At 45.0% G+C, this 24,480-nt stretch carries 35 protein-coding genes; 32 read left to right on the top strand and 3 right to left on the bottom strand.

Annotation, left to right across the window (positions count from 1 at the left end):
• Positions 1–13: 13 nt before the first annotated feature.
• Positions 14–322, bottom strand: coding sequence for a helix-turn-helix domain-containing protein (locus Phpb_RS03560; RefSeq protein WP_040153029.1), 309 nt, complete (start codon positions 320–322; stop codon positions 14–16).
• 66 nt (positions 323–388) lie between these two features.
• Positions 389–577 (bottom strand): DNA-binding protein, encoded by a 189-nt coding sequence (locus Phpb_RS03555; protein ID WP_036777229.1) that lies wholly within the window; start codon positions 575–577, stop codon positions 389–391.
• A gap of 90 nt (positions 578–667) precedes the next feature.
• On the opposite strand from Phpb_RS03555, the gene Phpb_RS24335 reads away from it, so the two are divergent.
• From Phpb_RS24335 to Phpb_RS03535, 4 genes are read left to right on the top strand one after another with little or no spacing between them, the layout of a single operon-like run.
• Entirely contained in the window at positions 668–1,084 is a 417-nt protein-coding gene (locus Phpb_RS24335) for a helix-turn-helix domain-containing protein (RefSeq protein ID WP_082111258.1), read from the top strand.
• A gap of 16 nt (positions 1,085–1,100) precedes the next feature.
• Positions 1,101–1,637, top strand: a complete 537-nt coding sequence (locus tag Phpb_RS03545) for a hypothetical protein (protein ID WP_065389192.1) — start codon at positions 1,101–1,103, stop codon at positions 1,635–1,637.
• 39 nt (positions 1,638–1,676) lie between these two features.
• The gene (locus Phpb_RS03540; protein WP_065389191.1) at positions 1,677–2,096 is read left to right on the top strand and encodes a hypothetical protein; all 420 of its coding nucleotides are present in this window, start codon (positions 1,677–1,679) and stop codon (positions 2,094–2,096) included.
• A gap of 17 nt (positions 2,097–2,113) precedes the next feature.
• Positions 2,114–2,551, top strand: coding sequence for a hypothetical protein (locus Phpb_RS03535; protein WP_065389190.1), 438 nt, complete (start codon positions 2,114–2,116; stop codon positions 2,549–2,551).
• A gap of 47 nt (positions 2,552–2,598) precedes the next feature.
• Here the strand turns inward: Phpb_RS03535 and Phpb_RS03530 are convergent, their stop codons facing one another.
• Positions 2,599–3,369 (bottom strand): DNA adenine methylase, encoded by a 771-nt coding sequence (locus Phpb_RS03530; protein WP_065389189.1) that lies wholly within the window; start codon positions 3,367–3,369, stop codon positions 2,599–2,601.
• Positions 3,370–3,619: 250 nt separating this feature from the next.
• Here Phpb_RS03530 and Phpb_RS03525 point away from each other — a divergent pair, with 250 nt between their 5' ends.
• The 28 genes from Phpb_RS03525 to Phpb_RS03395 all read left to right on the top strand — a co-directional run bounded on the left by Phpb_RS03525 (position 3,620) and on the right by Phpb_RS03395 (position 24,480).
• A complete protein-coding gene (locus Phpb_RS03525; RefSeq protein ID WP_065389188.1) occupies positions 3,620–3,970 on the top strand; it encodes a putative holin in 351 nt (116 codons plus the stop codon).
• Between the two features lie 2 nt (positions 3,971–3,972).
• Positions 3,973–4,590 (top strand): transglycosylase SLT domain-containing protein, encoded by a 618-nt coding sequence (locus tag Phpb_RS03520; RefSeq protein ID WP_065389187.1) that lies wholly within the window; start codon positions 3,973–3,975, stop codon positions 4,588–4,590.
• Positions 4,580–5,203 carry a hypothetical protein gene (locus Phpb_RS03515; RefSeq protein ID WP_082302521.1) on the top strand — a complete coding sequence of 208 codons (624 nt, stop codon included), beginning with the start codon at positions 4,580–4,582 and terminating at the stop codon, positions 5,201–5,203. Before Phpb_RS03520 ends, Phpb_RS03515 begins: the two co-directional genes overlap by 11 nt.
• A complete protein-coding gene (locus tag Phpb_RS03510) occupies positions 5,200–5,532 on the top strand; it encodes a hypothetical protein (RefSeq protein ID WP_065389186.1) in 333 nt (110 codons plus the stop codon). The genes Phpb_RS03515 and Phpb_RS03510 overlap by 4 nt, the downstream gene beginning before the upstream one ends.
• Positions 5,525–5,836: a hypothetical protein gene (locus tag Phpb_RS03505; RefSeq protein ID WP_040153013.1), complete on the top strand. Its 312-nt coding sequence runs from the start codon at positions 5,525–5,527 to the stop codon at positions 5,834–5,836. Before Phpb_RS03510 ends, Phpb_RS03505 begins: the two co-directional genes overlap by 8 nt.
• Positions 5,836–6,381: a DUF3486 family protein gene (locus Phpb_RS03500; RefSeq protein ID WP_040153010.1), complete on the top strand. Its 546-nt coding sequence runs from the start codon at positions 5,836–5,838 to the stop codon at positions 6,379–6,381. Before Phpb_RS03505 ends, Phpb_RS03500 begins: the two co-directional genes overlap by 1 nt.
• Positions 6,378–7,901, top strand: coding sequence for a hypothetical protein (locus Phpb_RS03495; protein WP_065389185.1), 1,524 nt, complete (start codon positions 6,378–6,380; stop codon positions 7,899–7,901). Before Phpb_RS03500 ends, Phpb_RS03495 begins: the two co-directional genes overlap by 4 nt.
• The gene (locus Phpb_RS03490; RefSeq protein ID WP_065389184.1) at positions 7,901–9,394 is read left to right on the top strand and encodes a DUF935 domain-containing protein; all 1,494 of its coding nucleotides are present in this window, start codon (positions 7,901–7,903) and stop codon (positions 9,392–9,394) included. Before Phpb_RS03495 ends, Phpb_RS03490 begins: the two co-directional genes overlap by 1 nt.
• Positions 9,375–10,205: a phage head morphogenesis protein gene (locus tag Phpb_RS03485; protein WP_065389183.1), complete on the top strand. Its 831-nt coding sequence runs from the start codon at positions 9,375–9,377 to the stop codon at positions 10,203–10,205. The genes Phpb_RS03490 and Phpb_RS03485 overlap by 20 nt, the downstream gene beginning before the upstream one ends.
• On the top strand, positions 10,198–10,647 hold the full coding sequence (locus Phpb_RS03480) for a phage virion morphogenesis protein (RefSeq protein ID WP_065389182.1): 450 nt from the start codon (positions 10,198–10,200) through the stop codon (positions 10,645–10,647). Before Phpb_RS03485 ends, Phpb_RS03480 begins: the two co-directional genes overlap by 8 nt.
• A gap of 204 nt (positions 10,648–10,851) precedes the next feature.
• Positions 10,852–11,946 carry a peptidase gene (locus Phpb_RS03475; RefSeq protein ID WP_065389181.1) on the top strand — a complete coding sequence of 365 codons (1,095 nt, stop codon included), beginning with the start codon at positions 10,852–10,854 and terminating at the stop codon, positions 11,944–11,946.
• 31 nt (positions 11,947–11,977) lie between these two features.
• Positions 11,978–12,913: a hypothetical protein gene (locus tag Phpb_RS03470; RefSeq protein WP_065389180.1), complete on the top strand. Its 936-nt coding sequence runs from the start codon at positions 11,978–11,980 to the stop codon at positions 12,911–12,913.
• A gap of 13 nt (positions 12,914–12,926) precedes the next feature.
• The gene (locus tag Phpb_RS03465; RefSeq protein ID WP_040152995.1) at positions 12,927–13,277 is read left to right on the top strand and encodes a DUF2190 family protein; all 351 of its coding nucleotides are present in this window, start codon (positions 12,927–12,929) and stop codon (positions 13,275–13,277) included.
• A gap of 1 nt (position 13,278) precedes the next feature.
• Positions 13,279–13,716 (top strand): gp436 family protein, encoded by a 438-nt coding sequence (locus tag Phpb_RS03460; RefSeq protein ID WP_040152993.1) that lies wholly within the window; start codon positions 13,279–13,281, stop codon positions 13,714–13,716.
• Positions 13,716–14,183 carry a Gp37 family protein gene (locus Phpb_RS03455; RefSeq protein WP_065389179.1) on the top strand — a complete coding sequence of 156 codons (468 nt, stop codon included), beginning with the start codon at positions 13,716–13,718 and terminating at the stop codon, positions 14,181–14,183. Before Phpb_RS03460 ends, Phpb_RS03455 begins: the two co-directional genes overlap by 1 nt.
• Positions 14,180–14,392 carry a hypothetical protein gene (locus Phpb_RS03450; protein WP_065389178.1) on the top strand — a complete coding sequence of 71 codons (213 nt, stop codon included), beginning with the start codon at positions 14,180–14,182 and terminating at the stop codon, positions 14,390–14,392. The genes Phpb_RS03455 and Phpb_RS03450 overlap by 4 nt, the downstream gene beginning before the upstream one ends.
• Entirely contained in the window at positions 14,382–15,809 is a 1,428-nt protein-coding gene (locus Phpb_RS03445) for a phage tail sheath subtilisin-like domain-containing protein (RefSeq protein ID WP_065389177.1), read from the top strand. Before Phpb_RS03450 ends, Phpb_RS03445 begins: the two co-directional genes overlap by 11 nt.
• Positions 15,809–16,333 carry a phage major tail tube protein gene (locus tag Phpb_RS03440; protein ID WP_011147613.1) on the top strand — a complete coding sequence of 175 codons (525 nt, stop codon included), beginning with the start codon at positions 15,809–15,811 and terminating at the stop codon, positions 16,331–16,333. Before Phpb_RS03445 ends, Phpb_RS03440 begins: the two co-directional genes overlap by 1 nt.
• A 257-nt stretch (positions 16,334–16,590) precedes the next feature.
• Positions 16,591–16,917, top strand: coding sequence for a phage tail assembly protein (locus Phpb_RS03435; RefSeq protein ID WP_011147612.1), 327 nt, complete (start codon positions 16,591–16,593; stop codon positions 16,915–16,917).
• Positions 16,877–16,996, top strand: a complete 120-nt coding sequence (locus Phpb_RS27345; protein WP_088776128.1) for a GpE family phage tail protein — start codon at positions 16,877–16,879, stop codon at positions 16,994–16,996. The genes Phpb_RS03435 and Phpb_RS27345 overlap by 41 nt, the downstream gene beginning before the upstream one ends.
• A 3-nt stretch (positions 16,997–16,999) precedes the next feature.
• Positions 17,000–19,552: a phage tail tape measure protein gene (locus tag Phpb_RS03430; RefSeq protein WP_065389176.1), complete on the top strand. Its 2,553-nt coding sequence runs from the start codon at positions 17,000–17,002 to the stop codon at positions 19,550–19,552.
• Positions 19,552–20,436, top strand: a complete 885-nt coding sequence (locus tag Phpb_RS03425) for a phage tail protein (protein WP_065389175.1) — start codon at positions 19,552–19,554, stop codon at positions 20,434–20,436. Before Phpb_RS03430 ends, Phpb_RS03425 begins: the two co-directional genes overlap by 1 nt.
• A gap of 2 nt (positions 20,437–20,438) precedes the next feature.
• Positions 20,439–20,651, top strand: a complete 213-nt coding sequence (locus tag Phpb_RS03420) for a tail protein X (protein WP_088776127.1) — start codon at positions 20,439–20,441, stop codon at positions 20,649–20,651.
• A complete protein-coding gene (locus tag Phpb_RS03415) occupies positions 20,639–21,817 on the top strand; it encodes a phage late control D family protein (protein WP_065389174.1) in 1,179 nt (392 codons plus the stop codon). The genes Phpb_RS03420 and Phpb_RS03415 overlap by 13 nt, the downstream gene beginning before the upstream one ends.
• Positions 21,814–22,419 carry a phage baseplate assembly protein V gene (locus Phpb_RS03410; protein WP_065389173.1) on the top strand — a complete coding sequence of 202 codons (606 nt, stop codon included), beginning with the start codon at positions 21,814–21,816 and terminating at the stop codon, positions 22,417–22,419. Before Phpb_RS03415 ends, Phpb_RS03410 begins: the two co-directional genes overlap by 4 nt.
• Positions 22,420–22,464: 45 nt before the next feature.
• Positions 22,465–22,818, top strand: a complete 354-nt coding sequence (locus Phpb_RS03405) for a GPW/gp25 family protein (RefSeq protein WP_023043985.1) — start codon at positions 22,465–22,467, stop codon at positions 22,816–22,818.
• Positions 22,809–23,912 carry a baseplate assembly protein gene (locus tag Phpb_RS03400; RefSeq protein WP_065389172.1) on the top strand — a complete coding sequence of 368 codons (1,104 nt, stop codon included), beginning with the start codon at positions 22,809–22,811 and terminating at the stop codon, positions 23,910–23,912. The genes Phpb_RS03405 and Phpb_RS03400 overlap by 10 nt, the downstream gene beginning before the upstream one ends.
• A complete protein-coding gene (locus Phpb_RS03395) occupies positions 23,905–24,480 on the top strand; it encodes a phage tail protein I (RefSeq protein WP_065389171.1) in 576 nt (191 codons plus the stop codon). The genes Phpb_RS03400 and Phpb_RS03395 overlap by 8 nt, the downstream gene beginning before the upstream one ends.

Raw genomic sequence — 24,480 nt, 5'->3', positions numbered from 1 at the left:
AATCCCCTGTTAATTAATTTCTGCTACCCGCTAGAACGCGCTGATTCATTTCTGTAATTCTGGCTTGAGTGTTAGCCATTTCATTAGAAAACGATTGTGCTATTTGCAGTAATTGCATACCTGGTGCATATCTGCCGCTACTCAGTTTTTGCGCCAGCCCTTCTTCTATTAATGTATTTAGTGCACGATTAATATTTGCGGGAGATTCCCCCAGTAATTCCGCTAATTCACCATTACTCAGCCCAGACAAGGAATGACCACGTAGAGCCTTAAGAACCCGTAATATGCGCGTACCAGAACTGGAAACGTTAATTTTGCGCATGTCACACTCTCCCTTTTCAATATGTGATAATCTGTTACATAAAGTGATAAAATAGTTAGGCTAAATTTAAATGCCTAAACTTGGCGTTTTCAGACCTAGCTTTACAGCTATTTCATGGGCCTTTCCGTAATTAGCTTTGGATTGTCCATTAAGAACTCGGTATACAGCTTCGCGGGAATACCCGTTCTCCTGTGCCCATTGGGTAATAGTGATGCCGTGTTGATGAAAGCGGCTTTTAATTTTCTCGGGTGTCATGCTATGGCCTCCGGTAATGCAATGATGTTTGTACAATACATGACATTATTGTCCCATTAATGGGACTTGTAAAGGGTTTTGGTGACAAAAATGTCTCTTGGTGAGAGATTAAAAAAAGAGCGTGAGCGATTGGGGTTTAGTCAGTCCGATTTCGCGGAGATGGTTGGCGCATCAAGAAAATCACAGATAAGGTGGGAAAAAGACGAATCTGCACCAGGGGCTGATGCTATAAGCCTTTGGGCAAAAGCGGGTCTTGATGTGTTGTACCTAATAACAGGGCAAGTTCAACAGTCAGCCTCTACCGCTTACAAAAACAGTGAGATAGATGCAGAATTACTGGGAAAAATTGTTCATAAACTAGATTCGATGGCACAACAGGCTAATCGCCGCTGGACGCCCGATGAACTCGTCCTGCAATCATCAAAAATATATAACTTTTTAATTAAAGAGTCGGTTGTCGATGACAGTAGAATTGACAGAGTATTAAAACTGGTTGTTAATCATTAAAAAATAAAGGATTTGCATGGACAGAAGAGATGAAGAATTACAAACATTAGCAGGACAAGTTTTTAATAGCCTTAAACAACTTCCCCAAGATGGGCAGGAACGACAGATAACCATCAGCGTTGGTGGCAATAATCATGGCTCTATTCATGTAGGTTCAGTCGTCAATATTAACCCCATGCCATCTCGCCCACGTGAGCTTCATGAAAGGGATAGTCGGGAATTACTTGCTATAAAACGAGAATTACTTATAAAAAATAAAGATGCTAAATGGCGTTATTACATCAATACACCTTGCCTGCTGTTACTTAGCCTCATGCTTATAGCATTCATGTTTGCCCTATGGAACGCTTATATGATATTTTCTGGTGGAGGACTTACTAATGTATTGGTACTTAATGATAGGACATTGATAATCTTTATTTCTTGGGCCGTGCTGGTAATGCTTTGTGGAAAAAAAATGGACAAGCACAGGAAGATAGAAAATAGGATAATATATGAAAATCAGAATGTTCTTGATACCATAGATGTAATCTTACGACGTAGAAATTCTTAAAAATATAGTTATTTTCTATTTCATATAAGGGTATGGACTGTGCGTAACTTATTAATTCCCACAATATTTCTTTTGGCGGGGTGTGGTGATGAGACAGAAAATAGCGTTCAGATTGAGCCTGAAAAATCTCCAGCCCCTGTGTTCTCAATAGCAACAGATGATCCCACTATCAATCAATTATTGCCAACTATTAGGAAAATGTGCCCAGGATTGGATAAATATGCTGATCAATTTACTGACATCACAGTTTACGAAAACAGTTATCCTTCACGCACAACCATCAAATTTCATATTGATGAAAATGCCAAACTTCTCAATGATTATATGGCTAATGGAAATAATTGCTTTCTTGATATAGGGGGTAACGAAACAATTTTATCCATATCTAAATCAGCTTGCCAATCTGTTTGTTTAGATCAACAGAATGTACCTGGTGGAACATTGAAATTGAAACTTTAGAAACAAATAGGATATTTATGTCTACTACAAACATAGAAAAGTTTAATGAAATTGTAGGTATTATATTTGGGAAACTATATGAGTCATTTCCTTTAAAGATAGATCTTTTATCTATAAATATAATCGGTGAACCCCTTCAATATTCTGATGGAACATACTCTGACGAACTTTGTACTACAGTAGAAGATCATAGATTTTTTCTGGATACAGTGGATTGGCTCATAAAGAATGGTTATTTGGCAGGGACTATGAACTCTGAAGGTTGTCATAGAGCCGTATTAACTGCTGAAGGTTTAGAAGTTCTCAAAGTAATCCCTGACAGCTTAGAAACCCCATTAGGTGATCGTATTAAGGAAACACTGAAGACTGAAAGTAAAGAAGCATTAAGGTCTTTAATTAGCCAAACTCTCGGAATAGGTTTACAGTTTGTATCCCGTTCTATTGGCTTAGGTTAAAAGTAAAAAATGGCAAAGCAAATATATTGCCTTGCCATTCTCGGTTATTAGAAATTACAAATAATCAGCTCTTTACTCTGTTTAGCTTTACCCGTAACTTTCAAGTTGTAACCGATATTGACTACTTGCATTTTCAATCCTTTGAATGCTTTACGCATTTCTGGAATATCGTTCACCGAAATTACCATGCCCCCTCGGATGGTATGTGCTAGTTCTGCTAATAGATCATAGTTCTCAAGTCCGAAATCTATGCCATATCCCTCTGTACCCCAATATGGCGGATCACAATAAAACAGCGTATGTGGCCTGTCGTACCGTTGGACGCATTGTGCCCAGCTCATATTTTCAATGATCGTTCTTGCCAGTCGCAGGTGGGCCATTGATAGCTCTTCTTCTATTCTGAGTAAATTAAATCGCGGTGGGCTGGTGGTGGAAGTACCGAAAGTATGTTCAGCAACCTTGCCGCTAAACGCCTGCTTTTGGAGATAGTAGAAACGTGCTGCTCTCTGAATATCGGTTAGCGTTTCTTCGGGGGTAATCTGCAACCATTTATATATTTGGCGGCTGACCAATGCCCATTTAAATTGCCGGACAAACTCTTCTAAGTGATGCTTTATCACGCGATAAAGATTCACCAACTCACCATTAATATCATTAATCACTTCACATTTGCTCGGTACTTTTAGGAAATACAGCGCGGCAGCACCACAGAACGGTTCGACATAACAGGTATGCTCAGGAAATAACGGTAAAATATGTTTTGCTAATCGGCGTTTACCACCAATCCACGGAACGATAGGTAAAGATTGTTCTTTCATTATCCGTAAGCCTTTTCCATTAGTTGAAAATGAGTTCGGCTTTCCCGGTCATCAATAATCAATAACTGAAAGAGCCTCGGTTGACTCACAGTACATACCTGTGAGTTGATAGCCTACCCAGTATTCGAGTGTTAGGCAGGTCGCTCTTATCCTGTCTTTTACTTTTCTGATGCGCTCTTAACGCCCTTTAAAATCCTTTTCCCGATAAATTGGCAAAACTGTTTCCATCAACGACTACGGAGACAGTTCAGTGAAAACTTTCAAATCGTTTGTATCACTTATCAAAAAATTACGCCTCGGTGGCTGGTTGTTAACAGCTGTTCTATTGCTGATCACTATCGGTTTAGTTTCCCCTCAACAAGTCCCTGTTGTGATCTACAAATTGTCGCTTATTGCTCTGTCTGTTGTCTTGGGGTACTGGCTTGACCGCAGTTTATTCCCGAAAGCAAGGCCCGGTCAGTATCTGAAATATGATGAAATACTCATGAAAGAAGGAAAATACCCCGTTCAGCCTGGCTACCATATGGTGTTTGCAGCCGCTCTGATACGCCGTGCACTGATTGTTGCCGCCACCTGTCTGAGCGTAGCTACAGGGTTGTGATTATGAATTGGCGGCAGATTATCGGAATTGTGCTGTTGTGGTATAGCGGTATGGTCAGCCCAGCATTGGCTGACGAACTGCCACACCGTTCGCGGCAATACCGCAATGACCTGATACGTGCTTCTCGTGTGATCTGGGGATTGAATGCGCCTGTAGCTGATTTTGCCGCTCAGTTGCATCAGGAGAGTGACTGGAAATCACGAGCTATTTCGCCTATTGGTGCTCAGGGTATGGCCCAGTTTATGCCCGCAACAGTGGATTGGATTAGTCAACGCATTCCTGAATTATCCAATAAAGATCCCTTCAACCCAGTCTGGTCTATACGGGCAATGGTTCACTATGACCATTGGCTATGGCAACGCATTAAAGCTGCCGATAAGTGCCAAAGAATGGCGATGGTGCTGTCTTCCTATAATGGAGGCTTAGGCTGGTTACTACGGGATAAGAAGAAAACCGAGGCAGTTGGTCTCAATCCGTGGGTCTGGTTCGGTCATGTTGAATCTCAGAATGCTGGGCGTAAAGCGTCAGCATGGAAAGAAAATCGACATTATTCCAAACGCATATTACTGGAACTCGCGCCTCGTTATTTGGCTTGGGGAGGTACCAGCTGTGCCAATTAAATTATGGGCTAAACCTGTTGTATTGATTTTGTCGCTAATTGGCATGTTCGCTTTGGCCTACTGGAGAGGCCATACCATAGGCTTTCAGAAAGCAACGGAGACAGGAAACACCGCATTAGCACAGCAGAAAACTAAATTTCTTCAGCTGGAAAAGCAACGGACAGAGCGGGAACTGTCAGCACTCAATGCCTTGCAGCAACGTTACCAAATGCAGGTCAACTCAGCGCATCAGGCAGAATCCAATTATCTCAACGATATTGAACAACTCCGCACTCAAAACCAACAACTGAAGAGGAAAATTGACCATGTTACCCAGAGTTGGATGGATGAAAAACAACAGTTTCATCCTGTTAATTGTGTGTTTACTCGTGGCTTCATGCAGCAATACAACGCTGCCCTCGGCCTGTCCAGTGAACAAACTCGCTCTGCCTCCGTTACCTCCGGCGCTGATGAAACGTTCCGTGGAAATGAAAGCTCTGATGCCCAACTACAGCCATCCGGTATCACGCAACGAGATATCCTCGCCAATATCATTGACAACGGAGAACAGTGTCTTGCATTGAAAGCGCAGGTCAATGGCTTGCTGGATTACATCGAAGGATTACAACAATGACATTACAGATTGAATTTTGGGCTGCCGTAGGTTTTCTGCTCTCTTTCCTCGGTTTCATTTTTGGTATCGCAAAGTGGTTATTCAGCAAGGCCGAAGAGCGGCAGGAGGAAAGACATACCTCATTAGAACAGGCGCTTAAGAATTCCGTAGACAATTGGTCTCAACTCGAACGTGAGTTTATGCAGTTTAAGGCTGACTTGCCGCTGAATTACGTGCGCCGTGAAGATTACATTCGTGGTCAGACAGTAATTGAAGCCAAGCTGGATGCTCTTTACAGCAAATTAGAGGTGGTGCAGCAGCACCGAATTGCCGGAGGTAAAAATGATTGATGTTGCTCGTGTTCGTCGTGAATCATTGCGCTGGAGTCTGTTGGTCGCACTGAATAAAACCCGCCCATATACCGCCAGTGAAACTCTGTTATTGGATATATCTCGCGCGATTTATCCTGACGTCACTGCATTGGAATTACGGAAGGAGTTGGATTATCTGGCAGACCGTAAATTAATTGACCTCAATAAACAGCCATCGGGTAGTTGGTTTGCTGACTTAACTCGTATTGGTGTTGATGTTGTTGAATATACGATCGAATGCGGCCTTGGTATTGCTCGTCCTGAAAAGTACTGGAGTGAATAATGGCGCGTCGAAGCACAATCGATAAACTCCCAGAAGACGTTCGGCGTTGGTTGGAACGGGCGTTGACTGAATCAGGGTTTAGTGGATACCAGGAACTTGAAACCTTGCTACGTGATCAAGGTTATGTAATCAGTAAGTCCGCTATTCACCGCTATGGACAAAAAATAGAAAAGCGATACGGTGCAATACGGGCGGCAACAGAAGCAGCACGGATGCTCACAGAAGGTGCAGTGGATGATCAAGATGCACGTTCTGAGGCAGTGATTGCTTTAATTCAGACTGAACTTTTTGAAAGTATTATTCAACTTCAGGAAGCTGAAGACGGAGAAATTGCGCCAAAAGAGCGTGTCACACTGCTTTCAACGGTGGCAAAAAATGTAGCTACACTCTCTCGCGCTAGCGTGAATCTGAAAAAATTCCAATCTGAAGTCCGGGCACGGACTGAAGCTGCCGCAAGTAATGCAGAGAAAATTGCACGCAAAGGTGGATTATCTGCCGAAGCAGTTGCTGCATTACGTCGGGAAATATTGGGAATTGCTACATGAGTCAGCTTGCACCTGTTCTACCAGATACTTCCTCAATAGCAGCACCTGTTGTCTTATTGCCATACCAGCAACGATGGGTGGCCGACTCGTCTCCTCTTAAAGTCAATGAGAAGAGTCGTCGAACGGGAATTACTTGGGCTGAAGCGTCAGATAATGTACTCATCGCCGCATCTTCTGCCGCTGCGGGTGGTATGAATGTGTATTACATCGCCTATAACCAAGATATGACCATTGAATATATTCAAGCCTGTGCAATGTGGGCTCGTGCTTTCAACTATGCGGCCAGTGAAATTGAAGAAGGGTTCTGGGAAGAAGACGAAGATGATAAGCACATCAAAACTTTCACTATCAAATTTCCAGATTCTGGATTCCGTGTAGTGGCGCTTTCTAGCCGTCCGTCTAATTTGCGTGGCCGTCAGGGGATCATTGTCATTGATGAAGCTGCTTTCCACGAACAGCTCGATGAATTACTGAAAGCGGCGCTAGCCATGCTTATCTGGGGCGGTAAAGTGCGAGTGATCTCCACCCATAACGGGGATAGCAACTTGTTTAATGAGTTGCTGAACGATATTCGGGCAGGACACAGAGACGGCGTTATCCACCGTATTACCTTTAAGGAAGCTGTGGTTGAAGGACTATTCCACCGTGTCTGCTTACGTACCGGACGTGAATGGTCACAAGAGGCTGAACAACAGTGGATGATGTCGGTGTACAAGTTCTACGGAGCTGGAGCATCAGAAGAATTGGACTGTATTCCTGCTAATGGTGGTGGAGCATGGTTGTCCCGCGCTCTGATTGAATCTCGGATGTCTCCCGATACGCCACTGCTGCGACTGACTTGTCCGAAAGGATATGAGCTTAAATCCGATGAAATACGCCGCACAGATACCGAAGAGTGGCTAAAAGCCAACCTGAAACCGTTGCTAGATGCATTGCCTTCTGATGCTCGTTCGTTTCTGGGACGCGATTTTGGCCGCAGTGGAGATTTGTCCGTGGATTATCCATTGCTGCAACAAAAAAATCTGGTACGTAGAGTGCCGTTCGTGCTGGAGCTGCGCAACGTGCCATTTAAACAACAGGAACAAATCACTTGGTATCTAATGGATGGACTTCCTAATCTGCTGGGTGCAGCCTTTGATGCCCGTGGTAACGGTGCTTATCTGGCCGAATATGCCATGCAAAAATATGGTGCCAGCCGTGTGCAGCAAGTCATGCCCACAGAAGGTTGGTACCGTGACAATATGCCCCCGGTGAAGGCTGCGCTGGAAGACGGCAATCTGGAGGCACTGCCAAAGGATGAAGACATTTTGGATGACCTGAGAGCAGTACAGGTCATTAACGGTGTTCCCCGTGTACCTGATCAGCGCTCAAAAGCAAAAGCGGACGGCGGCAAGCGCCACGGTGATGCAGCAATAGCCCTTGCCCTAGCATACTTCGCCAGCCGTGAAATTAACAAAGGTCCGGTGAAGGCAAGTTCCCGCCGACGCCGTCAGTCTGCACGTATGCTGGAGGGATACTAATGGCACGTGGTATCTGGGTTTCACCAACAGAATTTATTAACTTTTCCGAATCAAAGCAGTTGTTCACTGAGCAAATTGCATCACGTAGCCGTTCCATTGACTTCTACGGTCTGGGGACATATCTACCTAACCCTGATCCTATTCTCAAAGCCCAAAGGCGAGATATTCGTATCTATCGTGAATTACGTACTGATCCTTTAGTTGGTGGATGTATTCGCCGCCGCAAGGCCGGAGTGAAAGCACTGGAGCGTGGTGTAGAACGCAGCAATGCCCCTGTGCAAGTCTTTAACTTTATCCGCGACATGCTCGCGGACTTGGATATGTCACGTATCATTGGCGAAATGCATGACGCTGTTCTATACGGCTATCAGCCTTGTGAATTGATGTGGAACCAGAATCAATCATGGTCAGTGACGGATATTGTTAGCAAACCGCCTGACTGGTTCCACTATGACCGTGATAACCAACTGCGTTTTCGTGCCCGTGATGCAAGCGTTGAAGGAGAACGGGTTCCTCTCTATAAATTTGTAACACCACGTCAAGATGCTACTTATGACAACCCTTATGGATTTCCAGATTTATCCATGTGCTTCTGGCCCGTCACCTTTAAGAAAGGCGGCATGAAGTTTTGGGTGCGCTTTGCTGAGAAGTATGGTTCACCGTGGGTGATTGGAAAGCATCCACGAGGTACGCCACAAAGTGAAATCGATCTGTTATTGGATTCGATGGAAGCGATGATTGATGATGCAGTTGCCGCCATTCCTGATGATTCCTCCGTTGAGATTAAAGAAGCAGCAGGTAAATCAGACAGCAGTGATATTTACCAGAATTTAATTACCGTTGCTCGCAGTGAGATCTCCATTGCGTTACTGGGACAAAACCAAACGACCGAAGCAAACAGCAATAAAGCCTCTGCACAAGCGGGATTGGAGGTAACGGATGATATTCGTGATGCTGATGTTGACGTTATCACCAGCGCCATTAATCAGGCTATACGCTGGGTCGTAGAACTGAACTTCGGTAACGTTGAATGTCCAGTCTATCGTCTTTGGGAACAGCAATCGGTTGATGAAACACAGGCTAATCGTGACGTTAAGTTGAGTCAGGCTGGTGTCAGATTTACTCCGCAATACTGGAAACGCGAATATCAATTGCAGGATGGGGATGTTGATGAAACAACCTTGTCAACCACGCCTATGCCACCACTCCCACTGGCGTTCTCTGAAGCTGTTAACGCAGATTTAGCAGCACAGGACACCTTAGATGAAGCGCTGGATATTTTGATGAATGAAGGATCATTGAATGAATCGTTGGAATCTCTGCTGGTTCCTTTGTTTCATCGTGTTCAAAACGGTGTTAATCCCAGCGATCTTATAGGACAGTTAGCCGAGCTTTATCCACAAATGGACGCAGAGGGTTTGCAAGAGCGGCTAGCACGGGTTTTGTTTGTGTCTAACATTTGGGGGCGCTTACATGAGCATAACCACGCCTGAACTGGCGTATTGCATGACATTACCTCCCAAGCGAGCCATTGGTTATCTGCAATCTAAGGGCTACAAAATAACGTGGGATTGGGAAGAACTTTGGCAAGAGACTCATTCCCGTGCATTCACGGTGGCGAAAGTCACGCGTCTGGACATTCTGGAAGATATTCGCCAAGCGCTACAACAGGCACTGGATGAAGGCAAGACTGATCGTTGGTTTCGCCAAGAGCTGGAGCCAACATTAAGACGTAAGGGATGGTGGGGAACGAAAGAAACCGATGACCTCGTCACAGGGGAACGTGTCACTGTTCAGCAAGGTAGCCCGTGGCGCCTTGATACTATCTTTCGTACCAACATGTCGGTGCTGTACAGTGCGGGCCGTTGGGCCGAACAAATGGAAAATATTGATGACAGACCGTACTGGATGTATACAGGGATCAACGATAACCATACACGCAAGAGCCATCTCGCATTACATGGTTTGGTATTTCGCTCTGACGACCCATTTTGGCAAGCCTTCTACCCTCCTAATGGCTGGCGTTGCCGTTGCGGTGTAATTGCCCTCAGTCATGATGATGTTCGTGCCAGAGGGATAAAAGTTATGCATTCAGGTAAAGCAATGGGCTGGGAGTTGAAATTGGTTTCACAAAAAACAGGTGAGATGCAGCCCGTTGTTACATTCAACACCGGCATAACAAAAGTGGCGACTGATGTAGGTTGGTCATATTCGCCGGGGGCAGCATATCGTCCCGATTTGGCCAGGTATCAGGGGGAGCTATCTGGACTGGCCCGCCGCGAACTGAGAGGACAGAATGAGTAATATCACTGTCACTATTAATGATGGAGACCTAAGACGTGGACTGCGGGCATTAGAATTGGCTACTAATGATCTGACACTTGCCATGCGTAAAATTGCTGGAACATTGTCAGCAGAAACCGCTTTTAACTTTGAAGCTGAAGGACGCCCTGCATGGATACCCTCTGTGGCTGCAAAGGAACGTGGTGGTCAGACACTGCAAAAAACTGCTCGTTTGATGCGTTCAGTCAGTACCCGATATGATTCCCACACGGCAGTTGTCGGTACAAACTTAGTCTACGGGCGTATTCATCAATTGGGAGGTAAAGCTGGCCGCAATCAATCTTTATTGCTACCAGCCCGGCCTTATCTGCCCGTAACAGAACAAGGCGAATTATCACCAGAAGCAGTAAGAGCCGTATTAAGTACCATTCAACGACATCTTGAATCAGCGGCGCATCGTTAAACTGTGCTTCCCTATGCGGGTGATTTATCATTCTCATCCGCAAAAAACTTTATAAAGCGTTTACAGACTCAAATTTTCGGTATCTAATTGCATGCAGTTCTCCACTTTTCTATTTCCTTCCCCAATCCTTTTCTAAAGCAGATTAAAAGTCGTTTTTTCTGATTGTAGTGAAACTGTCTCTATTAACGTAATAGAGGCAGTAAAATGAAGTCACTTCACATTTTCAAATCCGGTACACATACCGATATGAATGGCAAACAATTGCCGTTCAGCCCCGCAGATTTGCAAGCTTGTGCAAAGGCTTATGACTCATCGTTGCATGAAGCACCGATTGTGATTGGGCATCCAAAAGACAATTTACCTGCCTATGGTTGGGTTAAATCGCTGACGTCTTCTGGTGATGACTTGATTGCAGAGCCTCAACAGGTTGATGTTCAGTTCGCCGAACTGGTCGATGCAGGCCGCTATAAAAAAATTTCTGCTTCTTTCTATTTACCTGATTCCCCAAACAACCCTAAACCCGGCGTGCTCTATTTGCGTCATGTCGGTTTTTTGGGGGCGAAGCCGCCCGCCATTAAAGGATTGAAACAGGTTGAATTTAGTGAACAAGAATATGGTGTCGTCGAGTTCTCTGATTGGAGTGATATCACCAACGCCTCACTTTGGGGGCGTTTGCGAGAATTTTTGATTAGTAAATTCGGTATGGACGAAGCAGACAAAGCGCTTCCTTCTTGGCAGGTGGATTCATTACGTGAAGAAGCTTATAGCACGACTCAGCCTGCTCCTGCCTTTCATGAACCCAATAACACACATCAACATGAGGAAAACATCGTGACAAATGAAGAAAAAAAGGCGCTCAAAGATGAAAACACTCGCCTGAAAGAACAGCTTGTTGCCCGTGATGTTGCCGACGCAAAGCGCAAACAAACTGAGCAACATGCTGGAAACATGGCATTTGCCGAAAAGCTGATCGCAGACGGCAGATTGGCGCCAGCTGCTCAATCTGTCGTGGTCGCCTTGCTGGACGCTATAACCCAAGGAGATTCCCCTGTCGAGTTTGCTGAAGATTATGTGAAAAAACCATTGGCTACTGCGTTTAAAGATCTGCTGAGTTCTACCCAGCCTATTATTGATTTTGGTGAACATGCAACAAAAGACCGGGTTGACCAAAACACATCATCAGATATTGCTGAGTTTTCTGATGCAGATCCTGAACGTCTGGCGTTGCATCAAAAAGCCATCGCTCTGGCGAAGAAAGAAGGTATCAGTTACGACGTAGCTGTTACCCGCTGCCTGTAACACTGTGACCGTAACTATTGAGGAGAGATAAGTGTCTGATTATTTGAAAGGCAAACGTATTATTGACCCTGTGCTAACCAGCGTGGCGCGTGGCTATAAAAATGCGGTGTTTATTGGTGAACATATTTTTCCCATTGTCGAAATGGAGAAAGAAGGTGCTAGTGTGCCGACATTTGGCAAAAGTGCTTTTGTGGAATATGACACCACGCGTGCCGTTGGTGCCAACAGTAACGTTTTGATCCGTGAGAAAGGCTCTTCGTTAGATATCGTGCTCAACGAACATGATCTAGCTGCACCTGTTGATTATCGTGAGAAATCGGAATCTTTATTTAATGAAGAAGCAAAGGCAATCCGTCGTTCCACCAATGGCGTGAATCTCAAGCGTGAACTGTATGCCGCTCGATTGGCACAAGACCCTGAAGTTTATCTCAGTAAGTCGGTGATAAACCTGAAAAACGATACTCGATGGGTAGGCGGCAAAGGTAACCCAATCAAAGTCATTGAGGCTGGAATTGATGCTGTTCGTACTACCATTGGTGTACGTCCAAACCTCATGACAATGGGGGCTAGCGTGATGTCACTGTTAAAATTTCATCCTGAAATTCAGGCAGCTATTGGAGCCAACGAACGTAAACGTATCACAATAGAAATACTCAAAGACCTTTTCCAAATCCAAAACGTTGTCGTTGGTGAACCTGTTTCTACCCCAAGTATTAAAGAAAATCCCGTTGATATCTGGGCTGATAATTTGATGTTGCATTACGTATCACCTCCGCAGGCAGGAACAGAAAGCGCTGATGAATATGAACCCTCCTTTGGCTATACATTTCGCCGCAAAGGGATGCCTGTAGCGGATAAATATGAAGGTGTGGGCGGTAAGGTCAATTACTGTCGTTATACCGATATTTATAAAGTTGCGGTTGTTGGCGGTGATGCCGGCTATCTGATTACCAATATTGTGAAGTAAGGGAGACATCATCATGGCAGTAACACAACAATCCGTATTGACGACAACAATTATCGCCAGTGCAAACATCATCCAGCATCGTTTAGTTAGTACTGATAATGCACCGTGTCAGGCTGGAGCCGTTGCACTTGGTATAGCAGAGGTGGATGCGAAGGCTGGTGATGTCGTTCCAGTTAATGTCTTGGGCATTATTGCTGTTGAAGCTGGTGGGCCAATAACCCGTGGGCAAGTCGTACAGTCGGATAAGGATGCCTGTGCAGTACCACTGAGTTCGGCTGAAAATGCTGCCGGCACATCTGTCGGGTTTGCGCTGGATGATGCCACAGCGGCAGGTAATATCATTCGCATCTTACGTGGCATATGACATGTATTGCTCATTGAAAGACTTGCAAGAGCAGATACCAACGCAATCATTGATATGGCTGTCCAACGAAGAGCCTAATGCCCAGACAATCAATGAGACTGTGGTTAACAATGTCATTCGCTATGCCGATGAACTTATCGATGCCCATTTACGTGGACGTTATATCCTGCCTCTGGCGGAAGTTCCCACGGTATTACGTGATGCCGCCATTACGTTAACACGCTATCGGCTGTATGCCCGCCGTCCAGAGGGTTCTATTCCTGAAGCCGTGATAGATGATTACAAAATTGTTTTGCGCCAACTGGCTGACATCCGAGATGCCAAACTGACACTGGGCCTGCTTTCCACAGGAAAAGATACCCCTGAACCGGGGGAGTTTCGTGTTCGGGCGCGTCGTCCCACCTTTGGGGGGAGTAAAGGAATGTTGGAGAAATACTGATGGATGTTTCGCCGATCATTGATGCCATTATCATGAGGCTAAGAGAAAAACTACCTAGCTTACAGGTGGAGTATTTCCCTGAAAGACCAACTGAATTCAGGCTGAACCATCCGGTGGGAGCCATTTTAATCAGCTATCCCGGTTCTCGCTTCGACAAGCCTGAAGATGTTGGGGCGGTATTGCAGACACAAACTATCATGCTCAATGCCACCATAGTTTTTCGTCAGCTTAATGGACGTCACGGTGCCGTTGCCACATTAGATGATGTACGCCGGGTTCTCGGCGGATTCCAACCACCGAACTGCCAACGAAAATGTTGGCTGGTACGGGATACATTTCTCGGTGAGATAGCTGGTTTGTGGCAATACACGCTGGATTTTGCGACTGAAAGTGTATTTATCGAAGACTGTGAGTTACCGAATGGTTCGCCGTTAGCCCAAATCAATTATGAGGGAACTGAACAATGAAATACCTCTATACAGGCCCAGCAAGCGGCGTCACTTTAGCTGATGGCACTGAAGTCTTGCTCTGGTCAGGAAAAACTGTTGATTTACCGCAGCAGCATGATTATGTGAAGACATTGATCGCGCTGCGATATCTTCATCCACTGTCAGAACAGCAAAAAAATATCCTGAAGAAAAAAGAAAAGTCTGAGGAGGTCACTGATGGCCGCTAATTATTTGCATGGCGTCGAAACTATCGAAGTCGAAAAAGGCTCACGTCCTGTCAAGACAGTGAAATCCGCCGTGATCGGCTTAATTGGTACTGCACCGATAGGGCCAGTAAATGCAGTGACACTTTGCCTGTCAGAAAAAGATGCCGCTCAATTTGGTGTTCAAATGAATGGTTTTACCATCCCACAAGCACTGGATGCTATTTATGATCATGGTGCGGGAACTGTGCTGGTCATTAACGTTCTTGATCCTGAGGTGCATAAAGCTAATGTTGCCAGTGAAAACATTAGTTTTGATAAAACCACAGGAACGGCGAAACTGGCTAATCCCGTGGTCAGTAATGTCTTACTAAAAGCCACCTCTGACAGTACTTCTTATATAGAAGGGCAAGATTATTCTCTGGATGCTCAAACAGGCAGCCTCAAGAATATCGGTAAAAACATTGCTGCGGGTGCAACCGTGATTGCCAGCTATGACTTTGCCGATCCTACATTAGTGACGCCTGCTGACATTATTGGCAGCATCAGTGCAGCGGGTAACCGTACAGGTATGAAGTTACTGAATGATACTTATAACCTGTATGGGTTCTTTGCCAAGATTTTGCTGGCTCCTGTCTACTGTACCCAGCTAAGTGTGACAACAGAACTGATTGCCCTTGCAACTAAATTGGGTGCCATGACCTATATTGATGCCCCGATAGGCACCACTTTTGTTCAGGCTATCAGTGGCCGCGGCCCGTCTGGCACAATCAATTTTAATACCAGTTCTGATCGTGTCCGGCTGTGTTACCCACACGTCAAAGTCTATGATGCGGAAAGCAATAGCGAGCGCTTGGAACCCTTGTCATCTCGTGCAGCAGGGCTGCGTGCCAAGATTGATGCAGACAAAGGTTTTTGGTGGTCATCCTCCAATCAAGAAATTATAGGGATCACAGGTATTGAGCGCCAGCTATCCGCCATAATTGACGATCCACAAAGTGAAGTGAACCAGCTCAATGAACAAGGGATTACTACAGTGTTCAATAATTATGGCTCTGGTTTGCGCTTATGGGGCAACCGTACCGCCGCATGGCCAACTGTGACACACATGCGTAACTTCGAGAACGTGCGCAGAACGGGCGACGTGATTAATGAATCCCTGCGTTACTTCAGTCAGCAATATATCGATATGCCGATCACGCCAGCGCTGATAGATGCCCTGACAGAATCTGTGAATGCCTATGGTCGTAAATTGATTGCTGATGGAGCTTTGTTGGGATTCAAATGCTGGTTTGATCCGACCCATAACGAAGAAACGGAGCTGGCATCAGGTCATCTGTTACTCAGTTATAAGTACACACCGCCACCACCACTGGAACGGCTGACATTTGAGACCGAAATTACCTCTGAATATTTGCTGAATTTAAAGGGAAATAATTAATGGCCGGAAAAATAGAGATTAACCGCATCACCAACGCCAATATTTATATTGACGGCAATAACCTGTTGGGACGTGCTGAAGAAGTGAAACTGCCAGACGTTTCCATGACCATGCAGGAACATAAGGCGCTGGGGATGGTCGGTAAGGTGGAGCTACCAGCAGGCTTCGATAAGCTGGAAGGCGAGATCAAGTGGAACAGTTTCTACCGTGACGCTATGTTATCCGCAGCCAATCCCTATAAATCTCTGGCATTACAGTGCCGTTCCAGCGTCCAGAAATTCAGTTCACAGGGGCGCATTGATGAAGTGCCATTGGTGACATATCTGACCATTTTATTTAAGAAGAATCCGCTGGGCACATTTAAACAACATGAAAATGCTGATTTTTCCAGTAGCTTTACCAGTACCTATATTAAGCAAGTATTGGATGGGGAGGAACTGTTAGAACTGGATTATCTGGCCAATATCTTCCGTGTTGGCGGCATTGATCAACTGACCGATTATCGCATCAATATTGGAGGTTAAACTAAATAATGACTGCACTCGCTCCAAAGCCAGAAAGCTTGCCGACTTGATTGATAAGTGGATTCCTCCGGAAGGTTGGTTTTCCGATATCGGTGCAGCGAAAGGGAAAGAATATCTGATAGACTTTTTCCGTAACTGTAGAGGCTTTCGCACTCACTAATGACAGGGGCATCAGCCCCTTTCTTCTTTAATCCCCTTTAATATTTCCGTTTCCATACATGGATGATACTGAATGAAACTTACAGAGGAGTATCATCATGTCAACCACGACTTACCATCTTCAATTTCCCTATACCACGGCTGCTGGCGTTCGCATTGAAGAGCTTCAGTTATCACGTTTGAAAGTTAAAGATATCAAGGCTGCCCGGCGAGCCAGCGAAAATCCTACTGACTGGGATGATATTTTGATAGCACGTTCGACAGGATTGTTACCAGAAGATATCGAACAGATGGATGTCGCTGATTATCTGGCATTACAGAAACGATTTCAGCAAGTTATCGGATTGGATCAGGGAAATAAAAACAGTGTGGCAAGCATCGGCGATGTTGGCACGATGGTTCCGGTTCCAGCCGAGCGAGATTGATAATCTGGCGCTGGATGAATTTGAATGTTGGTTGAATGAGGCCAACACTCAAATCAAACGCGAGAATGGAGGCGGTTAATTCGTGTCAACAGAATTTTCCATTGGTGTCATTATTGGTGGGGCCATTAGTAGTGCATTCAGTTCTGCCATGTCTGGTACACGCCGTACTCTAGGAACACTGGGAGAAACGACTCGCCAACTGGAGAACCGACAGCAGGCACTGAACCGTGTTGTTGAACGTTACGGTCAACTTGGTTCCCGTAGTGCCCAGCGTTTGAATGCGGATCTACAACGCATCAGTCGAACACTGGAACAGTTGAACCGCCAGCAACAGCGCTTACAGTCTGCGGCTAGTATGAGTGATGCAGCCAAAGCGAATCGTATGGCGCTATATGCACAGGGAGCCGAAACCTATGCATTAACTCGCACGATATCCTCTCCCGTTGTTCAGTCCGTAACAAAGTATGCCTCTTTTGAATCAGGATTAAGGGATATAGCTGTCACGGGCAATTTGTCTCCGAAAGAAGAGCAAAAAATCGGAATCATCTTGCGCCAGAACGCCAAGCAAACAAACCAATTACAAGAAACTCTGCTGGAAGGTATTGGTACATTGGTTGCCGCCGGAAAATCTCCCATGAAATCGACCGATATGAGTAGATTATTGGGCCACATCGCCACGGCATCCAAAGCTAATATTAATGACTTAGCCAAAATGGCTCTGTCCTTTGAGTCCCTGAAAATTGAAGGCGATCAAGCGCTCAAGGAAGCCTTTAACCGAGCCGTTTTCGGTGCTAAATCGGGTCGTTTTGAATTAAAAGATCTCGCCCAATACTTTCCAGAAATGGCGCAGCAATTTGCTGGTAAGGGAATATATGGTCAGGAGGCAGTTTCACAGATTATAGCCAGCTTGGAAGTTGGCCGTGAAGGCGCAGGAACGGAAGGTGAAGCAGCTACCAATATGAGGAACTGGCTAGCTTCAATGGGACGTGGTGATATTGCCAAAAGATACGCTGAAGCTGACGTCGATTATCAAACCTCAATGAGCAGATATGTTTCTTCGGGGTACTCACAATATGAAGCCTCAATCATGATCGCAGACCGCTTTATCAAGAGTAAAGGCGCTGATCTCATGAAAGAGTGGAAAAAAGCGGGAGCCAGAGGTGATGAAGATGCACAGCGTATGCTCATGGAATCCTTCGGGCTATCCTCTATTTTCACCGACGTACAGACAGTCAACCATCTCTTGGCCATGCGGCAACGTTGGGGAGATTATCAGCGTATCAAAACAGGCATGGGGACTGATTCGGCACAAAAATCTGTTGATACCGATTTTGATAAACAGAACGATACCTTAGAAGCACAGTGGCGGCGTACTCAAATTGAGTTTAATGATTCGGCTATTAGCATTGGTCAGTCGCTGCGTCCAGCATTAATACAGTTAGCCGAAACCTTTATTCCATTGATGGACAAGACCGGAAAATGGCTGGCCGCTAATCCTGAACTCATCAGCAATGTTGTCACGTTGGTCGGCGGGTTCTTGGCATTCAAAGCAGCTTCAATCGGTGTCAGATTAGGTCTTAATCTTTTGCTTTCCCCTATAACTGATATCTGGAAAGGCGCAATGTTAATGCGCACACGGTGGTTACTGTTTCGAATGGCTATCGGCAGTGGCGGCAGATTTGGTGTCGTTGCAAACATCTTGGGAAAAATAGCCGGAGCAGCTCTCTGGTTGGGTAGAATCCTCGGTAGTGCTCTCTATAAGGGCTTGATGTTAGCTGGCAGAGCTATTTTGTGGATTGGACGCACACTATTAATGAATCCTATCGGATTGATCATCACTAGTATTGCAGTGGCCGCTTATCTTATCTATCGCTATTGGAAGCCCATCAGTAATTTCTTTAAACGGCTTTGGGTCTTAGTAAAATTCGCTTTCCAAATGGGATGGCAGGGAATCAAAAATATTTGGTCTAACGTCAAAGGTTGGTTTACAGCTCGATGGAATGACATTACTAATGCGTTTGATGGCGGAATATTTGAGGTCAGTAAATTAATTTTAAATTGGTCGCCATTGGGATTGTTCTATAAAACATTCGCTGACGTTATGAAATGGTTTGGCATGGATATGCCCGATAATTTTACTGACTTTGGTAAAAATATCGTTAATGGGTTGGTTAATGGTATTTCTAATATGCTGACCACGGCTAAGGACACCATTAAAAACTTTGGTGGCAAAGTTTCTAGCTGGTTTAAAGAAGCATTAGGTATTCAATCTCCCAGTCGGGTATTTATGGGATTTGGCGATAATATTGTGCAAGGTACGGTTGTTGGTATTGATCGTACTACGCCGTTGGCTGCTCGTGCCTCTCAGCGTCTGACTGAGGGAATGACCCCTGATGTCCCACAAATCTCACCTCCTGAGGTGATGTCGGGCAATCCAATTAAACGAACAGGTTATAAAGATGCTGGCAACAGCAATAATGGTTTTTCTATCTCTTTCGCCCCGCAAATATACATTGGTGATAAACAACAAACGGCTATACCCGATATTAGTCAAGCCTTAAACCTGAGTATGCGTGAATTAGAAAAACTGCTGGAGCGTATTGTTATTCAGAGAGAACGTCGGAGGTACGGATAATGTTTGCTGTATTAGGTGATATTGAATTTGAGCTAATCACATATTGGGATGGTTTTGATGTAACGTTTGGTGTTGATTATGCTGAACATGCCCGAATTCAGGGTAAGCCCGGCTTGCAATTCGTAGGTGAGAAACTGGATGAAATTCAAATTAGCTTGGTCTTTCATCAACATTATTGTGCGCCGGATATTGAATTGAATCGGCTGCGTGAAGCAATGCGGAAACATCAAGCACTCGCGCTAATATTCGGAAATGGTGATTACCGTGGCTGGTTTGTTATTACTGATGTGACAGCCTCCAGTGAGCAAACGGATTCAGTAGGTAATATATTTGCCCTCAATGCCTCAGTGACATTACGTGAATATATCGGTGATCCTAAAAAACCACTGAAACCGCCTGCCATTAAATCTCATGTCCCGAATACAAAGGCGTTGTCTAATGCAATACCGAAACCATCAGGTATGGCTAAAAAAGTCAGGGATGGAGTGAATTATGCCAAACAAGCACAATCAGCACTGCAAACGACTATCAGTGCGGTACGTATTGCACAGAAGATGAAAGACAACCCGGCCGTAGCGTTAACCCGCGTACCAGGTCTTCTTACCGGACTCAACAATACTGCTGGTCCATTAGGGAAAAGCTATCCGGCTTTTCAATCACTCGGTGACTCATTGCCAGATGCAATTCAATTGACCAGAGCAACGGGGCAAGCAGTAACATTTGTTAACAATGCTCAATCGTCATTAAGCCGTGCAGATAACAGTAATATCTCTGCTGCATTAGATTCTGTATCAGCTCAACTTGAATCGGCAAGTTCAACATTTACATCAATATCACCCGCGCTCAGTAAGATGGCCGCGCAAATTACCACAAGGACACTTTGATCATGTTTCTTGAACACATAACGAAAGAGGGAGATAGATGGGATTTATTGGCTCACCATTATTATGGTGACTCTTTAGGTTATGCTCGCATAATTGCTGCCAATCCGCACGTTGCAGTTACACCTGTATTGCCATCTGGGATCGTATTGTTGATACCTATCATTGACGCTGACAATGTAGTAACTGAAGAGGATACACCACCGTGGCTGAGATAATTTATCCTAAGCAAACACCATCTATAACGGGTGTCTCAGAGGTTTTAAGACCGACATTCACGTTACGATATTTGCAAAAAGATATCACAAGTGACATCACTCCTTATGTCACTCGTGTCAGCTATACCGACAACATCAAAAGCGAATCTGATGAAATAGAGGTAGAATTGGATGATACTGATGGTCGCTGGCTAGATAAATGGTATCCGGGCAAAGGTGATACGTTGACATTGAAGTTGGGCTATTTCAGCGAACGGCTACTGAATTGTGGCTCATTCTACATTGATGAAATTGAAGTCAGCATCCCTCCTTCTATTGTATCTGTTCGAGGTGTAGCAACGTCTATCAATACGGCATTGCGTACCAAGTCTAACCGTGGATTTGAGAATACAACACTGGCCGCTATTGCTAGTCGTATCGCCAAGAAACATCGGTTAAAGCTGATCGGCAGTATCGAAATCATCAAGATTGACAGGGTGACACAATATTCTGAAACCGATGTGGCGTTCCTGAAGCGGCTGGCTAGTGAATATGGTTATGCCGTTAAGGTTGTCAGTGAACAGCTAATTTTCTCTCGCTTAGCTACTTTGCGCAGCCAAGAACCGATAAAAAAATTACACCCTCGCGATGTTGCCCGATTTTCACTGCGGGACACGATTAATAAAGTCTATAAAAAAGCCAAAGTGAAGCACCAAAAGGCTGATGATAAAAAGTTGATTGTCTATGAAGCTGATGGCACGACCAGTACAAGTAGTCAGTCTAATTCAAGAGGCAAAAGTAGCGGTAAAGAAACCAGCGCAGATACCTTAAAAGTAAACAGCCGGGCTGCTAACAAGGATAGCGCTGAAATAAAGGCCACGTCAGCACTGGATTCACATAATGAGTATCAGCAGAATGGCTCACTTTCATTGATGGGAGCCCCTCAGTTAACCGCCGGAAATAAAATTGAGTTGATTGAATTTGGCAAGTTATCTGGACAATGGTTAATTACTTCAGCTCACCACTCTTTTGATCGCAACAGCGGATATATAACTGAACTTGAAGTTGCTCGAGGCCCTGTTACATCAAGCAAATCCAAGAAAGATAAAAAAGATAAGACTCAGAAATTGGTTGTATATAAGCCCGATGGTTCTTCCGACACGATCATCGAGGAGGAATCCAAATGAGCAGTGTAACTCGTCAAGTTGGTACGATTAGCGCCATAGATCCTGCTACTGTTCGTGCCCGCGTGCGATTGCCTGAATGCGATAATATGCGTACTAATTGGCTGAATGTGTTGCAGCGCAATACCCAGAATAACAAAGACTATTGGTTGCCCGATGTTGGGGAACAAGTCGAAGTATTATTGGATGCCAATGGTGAAGATGGTGTTATTTTAGGTGCTATCTATTCCAGTGTTGATAAACCGTCAGCTAACAATAAAGACGTCCGTGGTATGACTTATGCAGATGATGCAGCTTTTTACTATGATCGAACCTCACACACCCTGACTATTAATGGCGGCATTCAGCACATTAAGATCGCGGTGGGAGCCAATGTTGTTATTCAGACACAGCAGGCAACCATTGATGCGCCGGAAACAATCGTAACCGGAAATATGTTAGTGAAAGGCCAATTAACTTACCAAAATGGACTGTCGGGTTCTGGTGGTAATGGAGTTGCTGCGACCATTCAGGGCAATGTCAGCGTGAATGGCAACATCCATGCAACGGGCAGCATCATGGATGAAGGTGGTAGCTCGAATCATCATTCTCATGGGGTTCTTTAAACGTCTTTAATATTAGATATTCCTGCCGAGGGCGATACTGTCCCCATGAATACGAACTCACACTCTGTTTTTTGGCAACCCGCTCTCCAGAACTCAGGCAAAATTGCCTGTGGGCTGGATGATATCGCCCAAGCAATATTCATTATTCTACGTACACCACGTGGCAGTGATCCACATCGACCAGAATTCGGCAGTAACTTGCACCTTTATATGGATTACCCAATAGACCGCGCTATTCCCCACGTTGTCAGGGAATCTGTTGATGCTATTACACGTTGGGAACCTCGTTGCCAGTTGTTATCGGTGAAACCGAATGTTGAGGCAGAGCACCTGACTCTGCGTGTGAATTGGACAGCAGTTGATGGCATTACACAATCTACGGAGTTGCTATGGCGCTGACAGAACCTGATTTTATCGAGCGTGATGTAGAGAAAATCACAACCGAAATGATCGCAAAGTATGAGGCTGATGTAGGTAAGACTTTGTACCCAGCACAGGCAGAACGCCTGCTGATCAATTTATTTGCATATCGTGAAGCACTGACCCGAATGCAAGTTCAGGAAGCCGCCAAGCAAAATCTGGTCGAGTTTGCCCGTGCGCCCATTTTGGACTACTTAGGGGAATTGGTCGGAGTATATCGGCTACCCGCCCAGCCTGCACATACAACACTGCAATTTAGGGTTGATGAAGCATTAGAGCAAGATGTACTCATTCCAGTTGGAACTCGTGTTAATGCATCGGACAGTATTATTTTTGCTACTAATACAGATGCTGTTCTGAAAGCAGGCACACGTTTCGTTAATGTCACAGCTACTTGTACAGATGCTGGATTATCAGGGAATAGCTGGCAACCAGCACAAATCAGTACATTGTTGGATGAAATCGACGACATTGACCTGCAAGTGATCAACACAATAGTGAGTAGTGGTGGTTCGGCAGAAGAAAGTGACGAGAGGCTACGTGTACGAATCAAGATGGCCCCTGAATCGTTTACTAATGCGGGCAGTCGTCAGGCTTATCGATTTCATGCCATGCGTGCTCACCCCAATATTGTTGATGTTGCAGTCAGGTCTCCCATTCCGGGTGTTGTTGAACTGTTTCCACTATTGGCAACAGGGTTGCCAGATGAAAGCATTTTAACGCTGGTGAAAAGTTTTTGTTCTGATGAAAAAATCCGCCCGTTGACTGACATTGTACATGCAAAACCTCCTGTGAAGGTTGATTATACCATCAAGGCGAAACTGACCTTGTACAGTGGCGTTAATACGCTTGGTATTCAACCGGCAGCAGAACAAGCCATACAAACATGGGTAGCTGAACGAGCAACAACGTTAGGAAAAGATATTGTTCCCAGCCAAATCATCTCAACACTGTCTGTTTCTGGCGTCTATCAAGTCGTACTGGAGTCTCCTACGTTTCAGGTTGTAGGTGAAAATGAATGGGCGAATTGTATCGGTATCACTGTTGTAGTCACTGGAGTCGCTGATGGTTAAGTTACATCTACCACCTCCACTAGAAGCTGATATCAGTATGCGTGCATTAGGTCAGTTGGCCTCCCGTTTTGATGATATCGATTTAACCCAATTAATGGTTTATCTCATTGATACTGTCGATAGCAGCGCGCTGCATTGGCTGGCAAATCAATTCTCCCTATTTAACGATGGCTGGGAGCTTGTCGAATCAGACAATGCTCGCCGCACGTTAATCAAGTCGGCTATAGAATTGCATCGGTATAAAGGCACACCGTGGTCAATTCGTGAAATTATCCGTCGTTTTGGGTTTGGTGAGATTGATTTAATTGAAGGCACTGGTCAAATCAATTATGACGGTCATGCCAGCCATAACGGTAATTATGTTCACGGAGATTCAACATCTTGGGCAGATTATCGCATCATACTTCAGCAACCTATTACCAATGATCAAGCCTCGCTATTGCGCACTACACTGGCAGCGTTTGCGCCTGCACGCTGCCACCTTACCAGCTTGGAATATCAGTCTGTATCAATTCGTTACAACAATACTGTCAGTTATGACGGTAGTTACAATTATGGGAGCAGTTAA

It is taken from the genome of Photorhabdus namnaonensis (assembly GCF_001684335.1).
Lineage (GTDB): Bacteria > Pseudomonadota > Gammaproteobacteria > Enterobacterales > Enterobacteriaceae > Photorhabdus > Photorhabdus namnaonensis.
Note: the sequence above shows the minus strand (reverse complement) of the source record. Positions and strands in the feature narration are given on the sequence as shown.